Here is a 16,324-nt window from a genome sequence, read left to right as displayed (position 1 = left end):
GTCCCCGCGGTCACCGGCCCCGCACCGTTCCCCGCCCTCCCATTTCCCGTTTTCGGCAGCGTTCGTCCGGTAGCGCCCCGCTCGTGGCCGCCGGGTTCCCTCCCGGGAACGACGGCCCCCGATAAGGACTTATGACGTCGCCGCTCTAACACGGGGCGATGAGCGACGCGGACTCCCGCGACGTCCCCCGTCCCCCCGAACTCGACGCGGTCTTTCACCTCTCGGACGTCCGGACCGACGGCGAGCGGGTCCTCTACTACGGCGTGAGCGAACTGCGCGAGCGCGACCTGCTCAAACGCGTCTGGCCGGCGTTTCGCGAGCGCGGGTACGAGGTGCAGGCGGCCCGCACCGACAGCGGCCTCGACGTCATCGTCGCCCGACCGTACTCGAACGGCGTCGACGGCGTCCCGTGGCTCAACCTCCTCCTGTTCACGGCCACCGTCGTCTCGACTCTGCTCGTCGGCGCGTTCGCGTGGTACTACATCCCGTTCTCAGCCATCGAGCGGAACCCGCTCGTCGTCCTGCGGGCGTGGCCGTTCACGGCCGCCGTCCTCGGGGTGTTGATGACGCACGAACTCGGCCACTACGTGCTGGGGCGGTACCACGACGTGGACGTGTCGCTGCCGTACGTCATCCCGTTCTTCATCCCGTTCGGGACGATGGGCGCGGTCATCCGGATGCGCGGCCAGATGCCTGACCGGAAGGCGCTGTTCGACATCGGGGTCGCCGGCCCCCTCGCCGGACTCGCGGCCACGGTGGTCGTCACCGTCGTCGGTCTCTCGCTCGGTCCGATGACGGTCCCTCCGGACGTGCTCTCGGCCGGCGGGCAGGTCATCGTCTTCAACAACCCGCCCCTACTCGACATCATCGCGGCCGCCATCGGCCAGCAGACGGGGTACGCCGACCCGACGAAGACGGCCCACCCGGTCATCATGGGCGCGTGGGTCGGGATGTTCTTCACCGTCCTGAACCTCCTGCCGGTCGGCCAACTCGACGGCGGCCACATCGTCCGCGCGATGGTGGGGGAACGACAGGAGACCGTCGCCGCACTCGTGCCCGTCGCGCTGTTCGGTCTCGCCGCGTACCTCCACTACGTGGAGGGGTTCGGGCTGAACGAGTCGGTCGGGCTCTGGGCGTTCTGGGGCGTGTTCTCCGCGTTCATCGCGTACCGCGGTCCAGCCCACCCCATCGACGACTCCCGGCTGGGACCGAAACGGATGGCAGTGGGCGTCCTCACGTTCGCGCTGGGGCTGCTGTGTTTCATGCTCGTACCCATCCAGGTGATGACCGTCTGAGTGGTCCGAGGGACCGTCGCTCGCGGTCCCGTCGAGCGTGACGCCCTCGCCGGTCGTCGTCCGTCGCGCTCAGTGGCCGTACCCCCGGTCGGGGAGCGGGTCGCCGTCGAGCGTGACGCCCTCGTCGGTCGCGGTCCCGACCCGCGTGAGCGGCGTCGGGGACGCCTCGCGCGCGGCGTCGAGGTCGACCTCCGGGAGCGTGAACACGAGTTCGAAGTCCTCGCCGACGAACAGCGCGCGCTCGCGCACCTCCTCGTCGTCCTCGCTCACCTCGCGCACCGCGGGGTCGACCGGAACGGCCGCCTCGCGCACCGCGAACCCGCAGTCGCTCGCCTCCGAGAGCTGGTGGAGCGAGCGGGAGAGGCCGTCGCTCGAGTCCATCATCGCCGTCGCGTACGGGCGGAGCGCGACCCCGGCGGCGACGCGCGGGGTGAACCGGAACAGCTCGTTCCCCCGCTCGGCGTCGCCGCGCTCGAAGAACCGGAGGGCGGCCGCGCTCCGTCCGAGCGTCCCGGTCACACAGACGGCCTCGCCCGGCGACGCGCCCGACCGGGGGACCGGGTCGGTCGTCGCACCCAGCGCGGTCGTGGCGACGGTGAACTCCGCGTGGCTGTCGAGGTCACCGCCCACGTACTCGCCGCCGACGCCGGCGCAGACCTCGCGGGCGCCCCGGACGAACGCCCGGAGGTCGTCGGCGGCGAACGACGGGGCGGCGTAGACGGCGACCGCCGCCTCCGCCTCGGCCCCCATGGCCGCCACGTCCGACAGCGAGGCGCCGACGGCCCGCCACCCCGCCGTGTAGCGCGTGACGCCGTCGGGGAAGTCCGTCGTCTCGTGGAGCATGTCCGTCGTGAGCACGTGGTCGCCCACGACGGCGCAGTCGTCACCAGCCGCCGGCAGGTCGGCCGCCAGCGCCGCGAGCGCCTCGCGTTCGTTCATCGGGCCGGGTTCTCCCGCGACCCCCGAAACCGTTTCCCTCTTCGCGTCCCGCTCGGCGGGCCATCCGGCCGTTTCGACGGGTTGATACGCCGCCCGGGCGTCGCCCGCCCATGGACCAGGACCAACTGCGCGCCACGCTCGTCGGCTTCCTCGGCGCGTTCGCGGTCTTCGCGGTCATGCTCTACTTCGTCGGCGTCGACGACCTCCTCGCGGAACTCGCTCGCGCCGACCCCGCGATGGTCGCGCTCGTGGTGGGCGCGACGCTCGCCTGGCTGGCGGCGTGGGCGTTCGCCCTCTACACGGTCCTCGACGTACTCGGCGCGGACCTCTCGCTCGGCAAGTCGTTTCTGGTGTTCAACGGCGCGATGTTCTCGAACAACGTCACGCCGTTCGGACAGGCGGGCGGCGAACCGGTCACGGCGCTGCTCATCTCGAAGGTGGCAGACACCGAGTACGAGCGCGGTCTCGCGGCCATCGCGAGCGTGGACACGCTCAACTTCGTCCCCTCGGTCACGCTCGCGCTCATCGGGGCGGCGTACTTCGCTACCGAGACGACGTTCGGCCGACAGCTCCGGGTCGCCACCGGCGTCCTCGTCGTCCTCGCCGTCCTCGTCCCCGGCGCGGTGTTCCTCGGTTGGCGGAACCGCTACGAACTGGAGGCCCGTGTGGTCTCGGCGCTGACGCCGTTTCTCCGGTGGGTGACGAAGGTCGTCCCCGGCGTCTCGCCCCCCTCTGAGACCGCCATCGAGTCGCGCATCGGCCACTTCTTCGGGGCCATCGAACGGGTCGCCACCGACCGGCGCGGCATCGCACTCTCGCTGTCGGCCTCGACGCTGGGGTGGGTGTGTCAGATGGTGGGGCTGTATATCGCGTTTCTCGCCATCGGCGCGCAGGTGCCGTTCTCGACGATGCTGTTCGTCGTGCCGATGGGCGCCATCGCGGGCGTCACGCCGCTCCCGGGCGGCGCGGGCGGCATCGAACTGGTGCTGGTGACCGTCCTCTCGGCGCTCCCGACGGTCGCAATCGGGTCCGGGACGGCGCTCGCGGCGGTCGTCATCTACCGGGGGGCGGTGTACTGGGTCCCCGTGGTCATCGGCGGGACGGTCCTCAGCCTCGCCGGCGTCGACAGCTTCGGGTGACCGGGCGCGGATACCCCGGACCGGCGGCGTCGACGGGCGCGGACCCGCCGTCGGCCCGTCACGACCGCGATACGACGGCTTTAAACGGAACGACGCAGAATCCGCCCGTATGGTTACCCTCTACGACGTCCCGGCGGACGACCTCATTCGGGAGGTCGCTGCCCGGCTCGAGGACCGAATCGACGAACCCGACTGGGTGGAGTTCACCAAGGCCGGCTCCGACCGCGAACTCCCGCCCCAGCAGGACGACTTCTGGTACGTCCGGACGGCGTCGCTGCTCCGGAAGGTCGCCGACAAGGGCCCCATCGGCGTCGAGCGGCTCGCGACCGAGTACGGCGGCGCCAAGCGCGGCTCGACCCGCTACCGGGTCTCGCCCCCCGAGCACGTCGCCGGGTCGCGCAAGCTCATCCGCGTCGCGCTCCAGCAGCTCGAAGACGAGGGGTTCGTCGAGACGGCGAAGGGCGAGGGTCGCCGCGTGACCGCCGAGGGGCGCGCGTTCCTCGACGACGTCGCCGGCGAGGTGCTCGCGGACCTCGACCGTCCCGACCTGGAACGCTACGCGTAACGCCGCCGTTCGACGGTTCTCGTGGCTCTCCGTCCGACGAGCGCTCGCTCCGTCCGGTCGCCGCGCGACCGGAGAGCGAGTCGCTGTCGGACGGTTTATGGCTTCTCGAATCCGGATATCGGGTATGGCTCTCGTAGCTGTGGTCCGTCTCCCGGCCGAGGAGTTCGCCCTCACGGAGACGCTGAACGTGCTCCCGGGCGCGGAGTTCGAGTGCGAACGGGTCGTCGAGACGGGTAACGGGGTCGTGATGCCGCTCCTGTGGACGCGGGGCGCCGACCGGGACCGACTCGAAACGGCGTTCGACGACGACCCGACGGTCGACAACTGGGAACTGTTCGTCGACCTGGGCGACGAGTGGCTCTACCAGATGGACTGGGTCGACATGGTGGAGATGCTGTTCTACATGCTCACCAACACCGGAGCGACCGTGATGGAGATGCACGGCGTGAGCGACGAGTGGATGCTCCGCATCCTCTTCCCGTCGGACGACGACTTCGACGACACCCGCGCGTTCTGCGACACCCACGACCTCACGTTCGAGGTGGTCTCGACGCGCGAGATGGAGGGGGAGCCGTCCGGCCGGTTCGGCCTGACCGCCGAGCAGATACGCGCCCTCCGGGCGGCGTGTACGGCCGGCTACTTCGAGATTCCCCGCCGCGCCACGCTCGAGGAGGTCGCGGACGACCTGGACATCTCTCACCAGGCGCTCTCCGAGCGTCTCCGTCGCGGCCACAACGCGCTCATCCAGGACACCGTCCTCATCGGTCCCCTCCCGGAGGAGTGACTCGCCGAGCGGGAGAGCGTCGGAGACACGAGGGTACGCGGACACCGGATACGGGGTGGTCGTACGGCCGCGCACGACCGGTACGGCGGGCGCTTCGCAGGTCCTCGGTCGCTACGGTGGAAACCCGAACCGGGCGGCGCGACGACGCTCGGTCACCCGCAACCGTTTTGCCGTCCGCACGGTAACCGCTACGTGACATGAGTGAGAACCCCGACGACGAACGACTGGAGGAACTCCGCCAGCAGAAGATGGAGGAGCTACAAGAGCAGGCAGAGGGTGGGGCCGACGAGGAGGCGCAGCAGGCCGCACAGGAGCGCGCCGAACAGCAGCAGGACGCGCTCCTCAAGCAGTACCTCACCGACGGCGCGCGCCAGCGGCTCAACGCCGTCGAGATGAGCAAGCCCGACTTCGCACAGCAGGTGAAACAGCAGGTGACGGCGCTCGCCCAGAGCGGCCGCATCAACGACCGGATCGACGAGGAGCAGATGAAGTCGCTCCTCAAGGAACTCCAGCCGGAGAAGAAGAGTTTCGACATCCGTCGCCGCTGAATGGACCTGTCGCTCCTGTACAGCGGCGGCAAGGACTCCTCGCTCGCGGCGCTCGTCCTCGACCGGTTCTACGACGTGAGACTCGTCACCGCGCACTTCGGCGTCACCGACGACTGGGAGCACGCCGCCCGCGCCGCCGACGCGCTGGGGTTCTCGTTCGAGACGTGCGAACTCGACCGGACCGTGGCCGAGACGGCCGTCGACGCCATGCGCGCCGACGGCTACCCGCGTAACGGCATCCAGCACGTCCACGAGCACGCGCTCGAATCCGTCGCGGGGACGGACGTCGACGCGGTGGCGGACGGAACGCGCCGCGACGACCGCGTCCCCACCGTCTCGCGGGCGTTCGCCCAGTCGCTGGAGGACCGCCACGGCGTCGACTACCTCTCGCCGCTCGCGGGGTTCGGCCGGTCGGCCGTCGACCGCCTCGTCGCGGAGACGCTCGACGTGGAGTCGGGGCCGAGCGAGCAGGTTCCCAAGGCAGACTACGAGGGTGAACTCCGCGAACTCGTCCGCGAGGAGTACGGCTCGGCGGCGGTCGAGGAGGTGTTCCCGGCGCACGAACAGACGTACGTCCGCGGGACGCGCGAGTAACGCGGCGAACCGCACCGTTTTCACCCCACCCGGCGAGCGACGGGTATGACCGTCCCGCTCTCGCCGGCTCTCCTCGTCGCCCTCGCCGCCGCGGTGCTGTGGGGCGTCTACCTCTTCGCGCTGAAGCGCTACTTCGCGGGCGTCCCGGCGACGACGCTCACGGTGCTCGTCAACGGCTGCGCGCTGGCGTGGTACGCGCCGGTCGCCGCGACCCGTGTCTCGCCCGCCGACCTCCCTACTCCCTCGGCGCTCGGCGCCGGGGGCGTGCTCGCGCTCGCCGGCTGCGTCCTGGGCGTCGGCGTCGGCTACGTGCTGTTCATCGAGGCGCTCGCGCTCGGCGAGGTGTCGTACGTCACGCCCATCAACAAGGTCGCGCCCCTGTTCGTGCTCCCCCTCGAACTGGCGTTGCTGGACGCGGTGGTCCCGCCGCTGGCCGTCGCGGGCGTGTTGGTGGTCACGCTCGGGGTGTACGCCGCCAACTACCGGGGCGGCGACCCGATGGAACCGCTCCGTCGGGCGGCGACGGCACGACCGGCGCAACTCGCACTACTGTCCGCGGTCGCGTACGCCGTCGGCGACGTGTCGAAGCGCGCCGCGCTCGACCGGGTCGGACTCCCTCCGGAGGCGCTCGTCCCCGTCGTCCTCGGGGGCGTCGTCCTCCTGCTGCTCCCGAGCGCCGTCCGGTCGTGGCCGGCCGAGCGGCCCGCGTTCGGAACGTTCGTCGCCGCCGGCCTCCTCGTCGCGGCCGCCGAACACCTCACGTCGCTCGCGTTCGACGGCCTCTCTGCGAGCATCGCCTCGCCCGTGGTGAACACGCAGGCCGTCGTCGCGGTGTTGCTCGGCGGCGTCGTGCTCGGGGAGGAGCGACTCCGCGCCCGCCTCGTCGCCGCCGCGTTCGCGGTGTGCGGCGTGGGACTGCTCGCCGCGTAGCCGGGAACGGGCGGCGTGCGACCGTCCGCCGGGGAACCACGAGATTAAACCGCCCGCCACGACAACGCCGACGCATGCCCACCTACGAGCGCCTGAAGGGGTTCCGGGACTTCTACCCCCCCGAGATGGCGGCCCGCCGGGAGGTCATCGACACCGTCGAGGACGTCGCCCGGCGCTACGGCTTCCGCGAGATAGAGACCCCGCGGCTGGAGCGGGCGGAGATGTGGACCGACAAGAGCGGCGACGACATCGTCGACGAACTGTACGCGTTCGAGGACCACGGCGGCCGGCACGTCACGCTCGCGCCGGAACTCACGCCGACCGTCGCGCGGATGTACGCCGCGAAGGGGCAGGAGCTGTCGAAGCCGGTCAAGTGGGTCTCCACCAGACCGTTCTGGCGGTACGAGGCGGTCCAGCAGGGCCGCTTCCGCGAGTTCTACCAGACGAACGTCGACATCTTCGGTTCCAGCGACCCGACGGCCGACGCCGAGATACTCGCGACGGCCGCCGACGCGCTCACCGAACTCGGACTGACGGGCGAGGAGTTCGAGTTCCGCGTCTCGCACCGCGACATCCTCGGGAGCCTCCTCCGCTCGTTCGAGGCGGACGTGGACGTGCCGGCCGCCATCCGGGCGGTCGACAAGGCCGAGAAGATGGACGAGAACGAGTACCTCGACCTGCTCGCGGACGCCGGTCTCGGCTACGAGGAGGCGCGCGAGTTCGACGACCTGCTCGGCGTGCGCGACCCGGCGAACCTCGACGACCTCACCGACTTCGCCGGGAGCGACGACCTGGACGCCGCCGTCGAGAACCTCCGGGCGGTGCTGGCGGCCGCCGACGACTTCGGCGTCGGCGACTACTGCGACCTCTCGCTGCGGACCGCGCGAGGGCTCGACTACTACACCGGCACCGTGTTCGAGTGCTTCGACGCCACGGGAGAGGTGTCCCGCTCGGTGTTCGGCGGCGGGCGCTACGACGACCTCATCGAGACGTTCGGCGGCCAGCCGACCCCCGCCGTCGGGGTCGCGCCGGGGTACGCCCCGCTCACGCTGTTGCTCGAACGCGCGGACGTCCTGCCCGAGGCGGCGGTGACGACCGACTACTACGTCCTGCAGGTGGGCGACACGCGCGATGTGGCCGCCCGCGTCGCTCGCGACCTGCGCCGGCGCGGGCACGCCGTCGAGACGGACGTCTCCGACCGGAGCTTCGGCGCGCAGATGGGATACGCGGACTCCATCAACGCCGAGACGGTCGTCATCGTCGGCGAACAGGACCTCGCTGACGGCAACGTGACGCTCAAGGAGATGTCGTCGGGCGACCAGACGACCGCCCCCGTCGACGCGTTCCCCGGCGAGCACGACCGCCCGACGTACGACGACTTCGTCTGACCCGTGGTCGACCGTACGTACCCGCCGGCGCTCTCGGCGGGGGACACCGTCGCAGTCGTCGCCCCCTCGCACGCGCCGCCGGAAGGGGCCGTCGAGCGGGGGGTCGAGCGCCTCGACTCGTTCGGACTGGACGCCCGCGTCTACGACACCGCCCGGCGTGACACCGCGTGGCTCCGCGACCACCCCGACGAGCGCGCCGCCGACGTCCACCGCGCGTTCGAGGACGACGAGGTGGACGGCGTGATGGCGGCGATGGGCGGCAACCTGGGTCTCCAACTGGTCGACGCACTCGACCCCGCGGTGGTCCGCGCGAACCCCAAGCGGTTCTACGGGTCGAGCGACAACACCCACCTCCACCAGTTCCTCAACGCGGCCGGTCTCGTCTCGTTCTACGGCGGACAGCTGTTCCCGGACCTGGTCGCCGACCCCGAGATGCACCCGTACACACGCGAGTACGTCTCGAGAGCGTTCGGGGCGACGCCGTTCGACGAGGTGGCGGCCGCCGAGGAGTGGACCGACGAGTACTACGACCTCGAGTCGGACGAGCCCCGGACGTGGTTCGACTCGGACGGCTGGACGTGGCACGCCCCCGCCTCGGCCCGGGGGCCGGTCGTCGGCGGCTGTCTCTCGATGCTTCAGACGCAGTTGATGCTCGGCGAGCCGTCGTACTTCCCCGACGTGGTCGAACCGGGGAGCGTGCTCGCGGTGGAGACGTCGGGCGAGACGCCCGAGTCCGCGGTGCTCGAACGGTTCCTCGTCGCGCTCGGCGAGCGGGGGGTGCTCGACCGGGTCGAGGCGCTCCTCGTCGGCCGGCCCGAGACGCCGGGGACGGTGCTGACCGTGGGCGTCCGGGAGCGGTACCGCCGCGAGCAGCGCGAGACGGTCGCCGAGACGGTCGACGAGTACGCCGACGTGCCGGTGGTGTTCGACCTCGACTTCGGCCACGCGGCGCCCGTCCTCCCGCTCCCACTCGGCGCGCCCGTCGAACTCGACGCCGACGCGCGGGCCGTCCGGTTCCCCGACCCCGCGGAGGTGTGAGCCGGTGCGTGCGTTCCGCATCGCGTACGACGGCCGGTCGTTCCGCGGCTTCCAGCGTCAGCCGGACGTGTCGACGGTCGAGGACGCGGTGTTCGACGCGCTCCGGGCGCTCGGCGTGTTCGGAGGCGGGGAGGAGAAACCGGAGGGGTACGCCGCCGCCGGCCGGACCGACGCCGGCGTCTCGGCGGTCGCCCAGACCGTCGCGTTCGAGGCGCCCGACTGGCTCACGCCCGCGGCGCTCGGGTCCGAACTCCCCGCGTCGGTCCGTCCGTGGGCGAGCGCTCCCGCACCCGACGGGTTCCACGCCACCCACGACGCGACCCGGCGGACGTACCGGTACCACCTCCACGTTCCCGAGTCGGGTTCGCCGGCGTCGGCGTCGCCCGCGTCGAAGTCCGCGCCGTCGGACGGCGCGGACGCCGCGCTCTCGCGGGCGCGGCAGGCGGCCGCGGCGCTGTCGGGCGAACACGACTTCCACAACCTCACGCCCGACGGGACGGGCACCGTCCGGACCCTCGACTGCTCGGTCGACCGCGACGGCGCGTTCCTCGTCGTCCGCGCCGCCGCGGACGGGTTCCCCCGGGAGTTCGTCCGCCGACTCGCCACCGTCGTCCGCGGCGTCGCCACCGGCGCGGCGGGCCTCGACCGGGTCGAGCGGGTCCTCTCGGACGAGCGCCTGAGCGGCCCCGCGGGCGTCGCGGCCGCCCCCCCGACGCCGCTCGTGCTCGCGGACGTGACGTACCCGGACCTCGCGTTCGAGACGGACCCCGACGCCGCGTCGAGCGCGCGGGCCGTGTTCGAGCGGACGCGCCGCGACGGCCTCGTCCGGACCCGGACCGCGACCGACGTACTGAACGCTCTATAGCCCCCGCTCCCCCTCGGACCGGTTCGGACGCCTCATCGCGAGGCTTTCCCCGCCCGGGTCGAGTCGCCCCCACATGTCCTACGAGGCGGTGGTGTTCGACGTCGACGGCGTGTTGACGCACCCGACCCCCATCGAGACGAGGCGGGCGGCCATCGCGGCGGCGTTCCGCTGGTTCGACGCGCACCCGAGACGGAGGGGGTCGACAGCGTCGTCCACGGGAGCGTCGGCCGCGTTCGGGCGGTGTGCGAGCGATACGACGTCGACCCCGACGCGTTCTGGGCGAAGCACGAGGCGTACGCCGCGGCGACCCAGCGGACCGCGATGCTCGCCGGTCGCAAGCCCCTCTACGCGGACGTCCGGTCGACGCTCGACGGGTACGCCCGCTGTGAACCGGACCCGACTTACCTCGACCGCGCGCTCGACGCGTTCGGCACGCGCGACGCGCTGTTCGTCGGCGACGGCAACGCCGCCGTCGTCGCGGCCGACCGCGCGGGCGTCGACTCCGCGTTCGTCCGCCGCCCGCACCGGGTGGGGTACGAACTCGCGGCGGACCCGACGTACGAACTCGACTCGCTCCGCGACGTCGCCGCCGTCGCCGGGACGGGTTCGAACGCCGACCCGCCGGAACCCAACCGCGTCGCGTGAGCGCGGACGGGCGGCGTCACTCCCACTCGGCGGGCCACAGTCCCGCGGCTCGCATCCCCGTCTCGTACTCCTCCTCCCGGAACGCCTCTTCCAACTCGTACGCGTCGAGCGTGGGCGCTTCGGTCGCCTCGTCGGCCAGTTCCCGGAGCAGGAGCGCCGCGAGGATGCCGTGTTCCCTCACGTTCCGGTCGTCGACCTTGTCTCGCGTGTCGGCCTGCGTGTGTCCCCAGCCGCGGCCCCGCTCGCCGCTGTCAGAGTGCAACTGGACCGCCGGCACGCCGGCGCGCACGAACGGCCACTGGTCCGAGAACGGGTGGGGTTCCTCGCGCACCTCCACCGGCTGGTTCGCGGCCGCGCACACCCGGCGCGTCACGTCTTCCATCGCCTCGGAGGTGTGCGTCATCGCCACCAGGTCGCGGAACCGGCCGGCGCCGTCGAGGTTGAGTACCGCCTTCAGGTCGTGCGTCTCGGTCGTCGCGGCGAGGTGCTCCGCGCCCACGAGCCCCGTCTCCTCGCAGCCGACCGCGGCGAACCGGACGCCCGTGTCGAGGTCGGCCTCCGAGACGATTCGCGCGGCCGTCACCAGCGCCGCGACGCCGCAGCCGTTGTCGAGCGCGCCCTCGGCGACGTCGTGGGCGTCGTAGTGCGCGACCGCGAGCACGTCCTCCTCGCTCTGAGGTCCCGTCCGGGCGAGGACGTTCTGGCTCTCGCCGGGGACCGTCTCGGCCTCCACGCCGAGTTCCACCTCGCGCTCGCCGGCGTACTCGGTCAGCCACGCGCCCGTCTCCTTGCTCACGCCCACCGCGGGGATGACCGCCTCACTGTCGAACGTGAGCGACCCCGTAGGCGGTAGTTGGCCGGGGACGTGGTTGACGAACACGAACCCGACCGCGCCCGCCTCCGCGGCGTAGCCGAACTTCTCCATCCGGTGGACGAACCGGCTCCCCTTCGGCGTCGTGGTGCTCGCGACGGCCACCTTCCCCTCCACGTCGGCCGCGTCTATCTCGTCGGGCGTCCCGTAGCCCACGTCCACGAGTTCGCCGCGCACCTCGCCGGCCGGGCAGTACGGGAGCGCGATGGCGTCGAACGCGCGCGACTCCTCCCCGACCTCCCCGACCAGTTCGAGCCGGGTCGACCCGCGTCGCCACTCGTTCGTCTCGAACGGCTGCTCGCGCACGTCGGTCAGACCGGCGTCCTCGAACGCCTCCGCGACGAGCGCCGCGGCGCGCTCCTCGCCGGGGCTCGCGCCCATCCGGCTCCCGATGGCGGTCAGGTCGGTCAGGAACTCCCAGGGGCGGTCGTCGACCCACGTCCGGCCGACGGCGTCGGCGATGTCGTCCATGGTGGGCAGTCCCCCAGCGACGCCAAAAGTCCGGGGGTGACGGCCACGCCGGCCGGCGGAGCAGTTACCTCCGCTGCCGCCGACGGACGAACCGTGTCCCGCTTCGCACGCCCTCTCCCGGTCGCTCTCCTCGCCGCGGCGGCGACCGCCGCCGGCTTCGCCGCGGCCCGCCTCGGTACCGGGTCGCCCCTCCCCGCCGGACTCCTGTGGTCGGCGCGTTCGTCCCGGCGGCTCACGCCGCCCGAACCGTCGCGGTCACGGGGGTCCGCGACGACCCCGTCCGCTGGCTCGCGCCCGCCGCCGGACCGCCGCTCGGTCTCGTCGCGTGGGCTGTATACGCGCTCACGCGCGCCGGCGGTCAGTCGGACTCGCCGACGTGGCTCCTCGCCGTCGCGTACGCGCTCGGCGCGCTGACGCTGACGGCCGGCGGCGCGGCGGTCGGCGCGCTGGTGCGCCGACGCCGGTCGGGGCCGATGCGGATCGACTCCTGAGGATGTGGACGTCGGCTCCCGGCGTCGTGGTCGACGCCGGGAGCCGAGTCGTCGAGCGTCAGTTCGAGGGCGTCGTCGATGGTCACCACGAGTTCGAGTCGGATGCGGGTCCCCGCTCGCGACGGTCGCGTCGGGTCGATGGTCGGCGTGAGTCCCCCGGCCGAACGCCTCGCACGGGCCGATAACCGGCGTCGAGTCGCAGAAAAACGAGAGCAGTGAGAGCGGTGACGTCCGAGGTCGGAGCGAGGCCTACGCCGTCGCTTCGACCGACCGCTCGGAGAGCAGGTCGAGGAACGCGCCCGCGAACGCCGGGAGGTCGTCCGGGACGCGCGAACTCACGAGGTTGTCGTCGACGACCACCTCCTCGTCGTGGTACGTCGCGCCGGCGTTCTCCACGTCGACCTCCAGCGACATGTACCCGGTCACGTCGCGGCCCTCCAGGACGTCGGCGCTGATGAGCAACTGCACGCCGTGACAGACCGACGCGATAGGCGTGCCCGCCTCGTCGAACGCCGCGATGAGGTCGGCGCTCTCCGGGGCCGACAGCCGCATCGACTCCGGGGCGCGCCCGCCCGGAATCACGAGGAAGTCGTACTCGTCGGCGCTCGCGTCGGCGACGCGCAGGTCGGCCTCGAACTCCTGCCCGTGTTTGCTCTCGAACGACTCGCCCTCGGGCGTCGCCACGTCGACGTCGTACTCCGCCTCCTGCAGGCGGTAGTACGGGTAGGTGAACTCCGCGTCCTCGAACCCGTCGCCGGTGATGATGAGTCCGCTCATGGCGTGTCGACGGTGGGTGGTTAGACGGTTAAGCCGCCGCCCGGCACCTGCAACTCGTCTACGCGGCGGGCGGTTACGTGCCAGCGCCGACGGACACGCTCGCGTCGTCCCCCGGTTCGGTCGTCGCGGTCCACTCCGTAGCGTCGGGTCGAGCGGTGCGCCCGCGGGGCCCGACCTCGCGGTCGGGCCGTACCCGGAGCGTACCGTGCCGTCGCCCGGAATCGCCGCGCTCGCGGCGGTTCTGCCACGCCGGGAGCGCAGCCAGTATGCCGCCACTGTCACCGGTGTACGGTCCGATTTCGCCGTCCGGCCTGCCGGTAGGGTCGCTCATTTCCTTCAGCAACGTGTGGTTTCCGTCCGGGGCCTAGGAAGTATTTATATCGTAACAAAATCTCGGCGCGTCGAGCGGACGGCACGATGGACTGGTCTCGTCGCGTGGCGCGACATCTCGGCGCGAACGTCCGAGTCCACTGCGCGTTCCTCGCGTCGGTGCTCGGCTTCGGGGTCCTCCTCGCCTTCCTCCCGCCGACCGTCGTGCGGGTCGGACTCGGGGTGGGAGTGGTCGGACTCCTGTACTGCGCGGTAATCACCGCCCCCGAACGCGACGACGGGGGGCGACCGGGACCGCTCTCGCGGGTCCCGGACTGGTGTCTGTTCCTCGTCCCCGCGGGCGCACTCGTCGGGGGTCACTTCTACGCGAACGGGACGACGGTCCTGCGCGCCGTGTTGCTCGGGGCGCTCCTCGTGGTGTTCTTCTACGTCTGGTTCGTGCTCCCGGCGGCCTGGTACCACAAGGTGCGCTGCGACGGTCGAAGCGGGGACCGCGACCCGCCCGGGTCGAGTCTGACGGTGCTCGTCCCGGCGTACGACGAGGAGGCGTGCATCGGGCGGTGCCTCGACTCGCTCACCGGGGCGCGGTACCCCGGGCGGAAGGAGATACTCGTCGTGGACGACGGGAGCACGGACGGGACGTACGCGGAAGCGCTCGCGCACGCCACCGACGAGGTGACGGTGCTCAGGAAGCCGAACGGCGGCAAACACGCCGCGCTCAACTACGGGCTCCAGTGGGCGACGGGCGACGCTATCGTCACCGTCGACGCCGACTCCGTGGTGGCGGAGGACGCCCTCGTGCGCGCCGTCGCCGACCTGGAGGCGGACGAGTCGGTCGGGGCGGTCGGGGGGACGGTCAAACTCCACTACACGGACTCGCTCGTCGAGAAACTGCAGGCGCTCGAGTACGCCATCGGCATCAACACGTACCGCCGCGCGTTCGCGACGCTGGGCAGCGTGAACGTCGTGCCGGGCTGTCTCGGCTGTTTCCGACGGAGCGCACTCGAGGCGGTCGGCGGCTACGACGGCGACACGCTCACCGAGGACTTCGACGTCACGGTCAAACTCCTCAGGGCCGGCTGGCAGGTCCGCGCGATCGAGGCGGTGACGTACACCGAGGCGCCGCGGACGTGGGGGGACCTCTACAGACAGCGCATCCGGTGGAGTCGCGGGAGTCTCGAAACCCTGTACAAGCACGCCGCGGCGCTCCGAAGCGGGAAACGCGACGGGTTCTCGGGCGTCGTGTTCCCGTACCAGGTCGTCTCGTTTCTCGCCCTCCCGTTCGTGACCGTCGCCGTCGTCGGAGCCATCGGCGCGGAACTGCTCCGGGGCAACGTCGCCTACGTCGCGGCGATGGTGGCGCTGTTCACGCTCGTCCAGTCGCTGGTCACCCTCTTCGCGCTCGTCGTCGAGGAGGGCGACCCGCGACTCATCCTCTACGCGCCGGTGGCGATTATCGCGTACAACTACCTCCTCAGCGGCATCGTGCTCAAGTCGCTCCTCGATGCGGTTCGGCGGACCGAGCGGCGCTGGAACCGCGTCTCGCGGCGGCCGTCGGAGCCGGCGGGAGAGGCGGACGACACGTCCGCGGCGTATCGCTCACCGACCGTCGAGGGGGAGGTGACCAGTGACTGACGCTCGCCGGCGGACGTTCCTCGCGGCGCTCGGGTCGACCGTGGGCGGGACGCTCCTCGTACGGTCGGGAGTCCGTCGGGCCGAATCGCTCCGCCGCGAAGCCACGGGGAAGCGGGCGGCGACACCCGAGCGGTCGTCGGTGGACCCGGCCTCGCTCCGGCTGTCGAACTCCGGCCGGCAGGTCGTTCGCGGGAGCGGGACGCGTCGCCCGGGACTCGGGACGCCCGACGGCTGGCGGGTCCTCGCGGGCGACCTCTCGGCCGACGCCGGGGACGGGACGGCGGACGGCGAGTCGATACGCCTCACGCCGGCCCCGACCGGTCGCATCGAACACGTCTTCGAGACCCCGTTCGACTTCGCGCGGTTCGACCTCTCGTTCCGGGCGCGGTTCCCCGCGGGACCGGCGAGCCCGCTCCGAGTGCGACTGCTCGCGCCGGACGAGCGGAACCAGTTCGTGAGCTATCGCCACCCCCGCAACCCGCTCCCGGACACCCCGCTCACGGTGGGGGTGGGACCGACGAGCGAACTCGGCTCGCCGAATCCGGCGGACGTGAGACGGCTGCGCGTCGAAGTCGTCTCGGGCGATCGACCCGTCGTTCTCGGCCGGTTCGAGACTCGGCCCAAGGCGACGACCGGGCGGGTGATGCTCGTCTTCGACGACAACCGTGCGAGCGTCGCCACCGCCTACGAGGAGTTGCGCCGTCGCGGGTTCGCGGCGGCGACCGCGGTGATTCCGGACCTGGTCGGCGTCGGCGGTCACCTGACCGGTGACCAACTCGACGCGTACCACGACGACGGGTGGGACCTCATCGCGCACCCGCAGTTGGACCGTCCCCTCCCGGCCCCCTCCCGGCGTACCCCCGGGAGCGACAGCGGGCGGCGGTCGTCGAGACGAAACGGTGGCTGGTCGAACGGGGGTACACAGCGGGCGCGGACCACTTCGTCGCACCGTTCGGCCGGGTCGCCCCCGAGACGCTCGACATCGTCTCGGAGTACCACTACACCAACTACCTGACCAG

At 71.8% G+C, this 16,324-nt stretch carries 18 protein-coding genes; 14 read left to right on the top strand and 4 right to left on the bottom strand.

What is annotated here, in order from left to right:
* Positions 1 to 158: 158 nt before the first annotated feature.
* The gene (locus AC6RUA_RS07085; protein WP_499815229.1) at positions 159 to 1,295 is read left to right on the top strand and encodes a site-2 protease family protein; all 1,137 of its coding nucleotides are present in this window, start codon (positions 159 to 161) and stop codon (positions 1,293 to 1,295) included.
* 69 nt (positions 1,296 to 1,364) lie between these two features.
* Here the strand turns inward: AC6RUA_RS07085 and thiL are convergent, their stop codons facing one another.
* A complete protein-coding gene (gene thiL, locus AC6RUA_RS07080) occupies positions 1,365 to 2,234 on the bottom strand; it encodes a thiamine-phosphate kinase (RefSeq protein WP_499815228.1) in 870 nt (289 codons plus the stop codon).
* Positions 2,235 to 2,344: 110 nt separating this feature from the next.
* On the opposite strand from thiL, the gene AC6RUA_RS07075 reads away from it, so the two are divergent.
* The 9 genes from AC6RUA_RS07075 to truA all read left to right on the top strand — a co-directional run bounded on the left by AC6RUA_RS07075 (position 2,345) and on the right by truA (position 10,085).
* Positions 2,345 to 3,373, top strand: a complete 1,029-nt coding sequence (locus AC6RUA_RS07075; protein ID WP_499815227.1) for a lysylphosphatidylglycerol synthase transmembrane domain-containing protein — start codon at positions 2,345 to 2,347, stop codon at positions 3,371 to 3,373.
* 109 nt (positions 3,374 to 3,482) lie between these two features.
* Positions 3,483 to 3,938: a 30S ribosomal protein S19e gene (locus AC6RUA_RS07070; protein ID WP_499815226.1), complete on the top strand. Its 456-nt coding sequence runs from the start codon at positions 3,483 to 3,485 to the stop codon at positions 3,936 to 3,938.
* A gap of 124 nt (positions 3,939 to 4,062) precedes the next feature.
* Positions 4,063 to 4,722 carry a helix-turn-helix domain-containing protein gene (locus tag AC6RUA_RS07065; RefSeq protein WP_499815225.1) on the top strand — a complete coding sequence of 220 codons (660 nt, stop codon included), beginning with the start codon at positions 4,063 to 4,065 and terminating at the stop codon, positions 4,720 to 4,722.
* 197 nt (positions 4,723 to 4,919) lie between these two features.
* Positions 4,920 to 5,270 carry a DNA-binding protein gene (locus AC6RUA_RS07060; RefSeq protein ID WP_499815224.1) on the top strand — a complete coding sequence of 117 codons (351 nt, stop codon included), beginning with the start codon at positions 4,920 to 4,922 and terminating at the stop codon, positions 5,268 to 5,270.
* Positions 5,271 to 5,864, top strand: coding sequence for a DUF7411 family protein (locus tag AC6RUA_RS07055; RefSeq protein WP_499815223.1), 594 nt, complete (start codon positions 5,271 to 5,273; stop codon positions 5,862 to 5,864).
* Between the two features lie 45 nt (positions 5,865 to 5,909).
* Positions 5,910 to 6,794: an EamA family transporter gene (locus AC6RUA_RS07050; RefSeq protein WP_499815222.1), complete on the top strand. Its 885-nt coding sequence runs from the start codon at positions 5,910 to 5,912 to the stop codon at positions 6,792 to 6,794.
* Between the two features lie 74 nt (positions 6,795 to 6,868).
* The gene (gene hisS / locus AC6RUA_RS07045) at positions 6,869 to 8,182 is read left to right on the top strand and encodes a histidine--tRNA ligase (protein WP_499815221.1); all 1,314 of its coding nucleotides are present in this window, start codon (positions 6,869 to 6,871) and stop codon (positions 8,180 to 8,182) included.
* A 3-nt stretch (positions 8,183 to 8,185) separates the two neighbouring features.
* Positions 8,186 to 9,220: a S66 peptidase family protein gene (locus AC6RUA_RS07040; RefSeq protein WP_499815220.1), complete on the top strand. Its 1,035-nt coding sequence runs from the start codon at positions 8,186 to 8,188 to the stop codon at positions 9,218 to 9,220.
* Between the two features lie 4 nt (positions 9,221 to 9,224).
* A complete protein-coding gene (truA, locus tag AC6RUA_RS07035) occupies positions 9,225 to 10,085 on the top strand; it encodes a tRNA pseudouridine(38-40) synthase TruA (protein ID WP_499815219.1) in 861 nt (286 codons plus the stop codon).
* Between the two features lie 78 nt (positions 10,086 to 10,163).
* Here the strand turns inward: truA and AC6RUA_RS07030 are convergent, their stop codons facing one another.
* Positions 10,164 to 10,301: a hypothetical protein gene (locus tag AC6RUA_RS07030; protein WP_499815218.1), complete on the bottom strand. Its 138-nt coding sequence runs from the start codon at positions 10,299 to 10,301 to the stop codon at positions 10,164 to 10,166.
* A gap of 24 nt (positions 10,302 to 10,325) precedes the next feature.
* On the opposite strand from AC6RUA_RS07030, the gene AC6RUA_RS07025 reads away from it, so the two are divergent.
* Positions 10,326 to 10,730, top strand: coding sequence for an HAD family hydrolase (locus AC6RUA_RS07025; RefSeq protein WP_499815217.1), 405 nt, complete (start codon positions 10,326 to 10,328; stop codon positions 10,728 to 10,730).
* 16 nt (positions 10,731 to 10,746) lie between these two features.
* On the opposite strand, the gene AC6RUA_RS07020 is transcribed toward AC6RUA_RS07025, so the two are convergent.
* Entirely contained in the window at positions 10,747 to 12,072 is a 1,326-nt protein-coding gene (locus tag AC6RUA_RS07020; RefSeq protein ID WP_499815216.1) for a M28 family peptidase, read from the bottom strand.
* 206 nt (positions 12,073 to 12,278) lie between these two features.
* On the opposite strand from AC6RUA_RS07020, the gene AC6RUA_RS07015 reads away from it, so the two are divergent.
* A complete protein-coding gene (locus AC6RUA_RS07015; protein WP_499815215.1) occupies positions 12,279 to 12,563 on the top strand; it encodes a hypothetical protein in 285 nt (94 codons plus the stop codon).
* Between the two features lie 249 nt (positions 12,564 to 12,812).
* Here AC6RUA_RS07015 and AC6RUA_RS07010 read toward each other — a convergent pair whose 3' ends face one another.
* Positions 12,813 to 13,340, bottom strand: a complete 528-nt coding sequence (locus tag AC6RUA_RS07010) for a type 1 glutamine amidotransferase domain-containing protein (RefSeq protein ID WP_499815214.1) — start codon at positions 13,338 to 13,340, stop codon at positions 12,813 to 12,815.
* A gap of 435 nt (positions 13,341 to 13,775) precedes the next feature.
* Here AC6RUA_RS07010 and AC6RUA_RS07005 point away from each other — a divergent pair, with 435 nt between their 5' ends.
* Positions 13,776 to 15,305 carry a glycosyltransferase family 2 protein gene (locus tag AC6RUA_RS07005; RefSeq protein WP_499815213.1) on the top strand — a complete coding sequence of 510 codons (1,530 nt, stop codon included), beginning with the start codon at positions 13,776 to 13,778 and terminating at the stop codon, positions 15,303 to 15,305.
* Entirely contained in the window at positions 15,298 to 16,320 is a 1,023-nt protein-coding gene (locus AC6RUA_RS07000; protein ID WP_499815212.1) for a polysaccharide deacetylase family protein, read from the top strand. The genes AC6RUA_RS07005 and AC6RUA_RS07000 overlap by 8 nt, the downstream gene beginning before the upstream one ends.
* Positions 16,321 to 16,324: the final 4 nt, after the last annotated feature.

The sequence above is a fragment of the Halorarum sp. SLYT50 genome, assembly GCF_059821265.1.
This window is presented reverse-complemented; position numbering and strand designations above follow the sequence as displayed.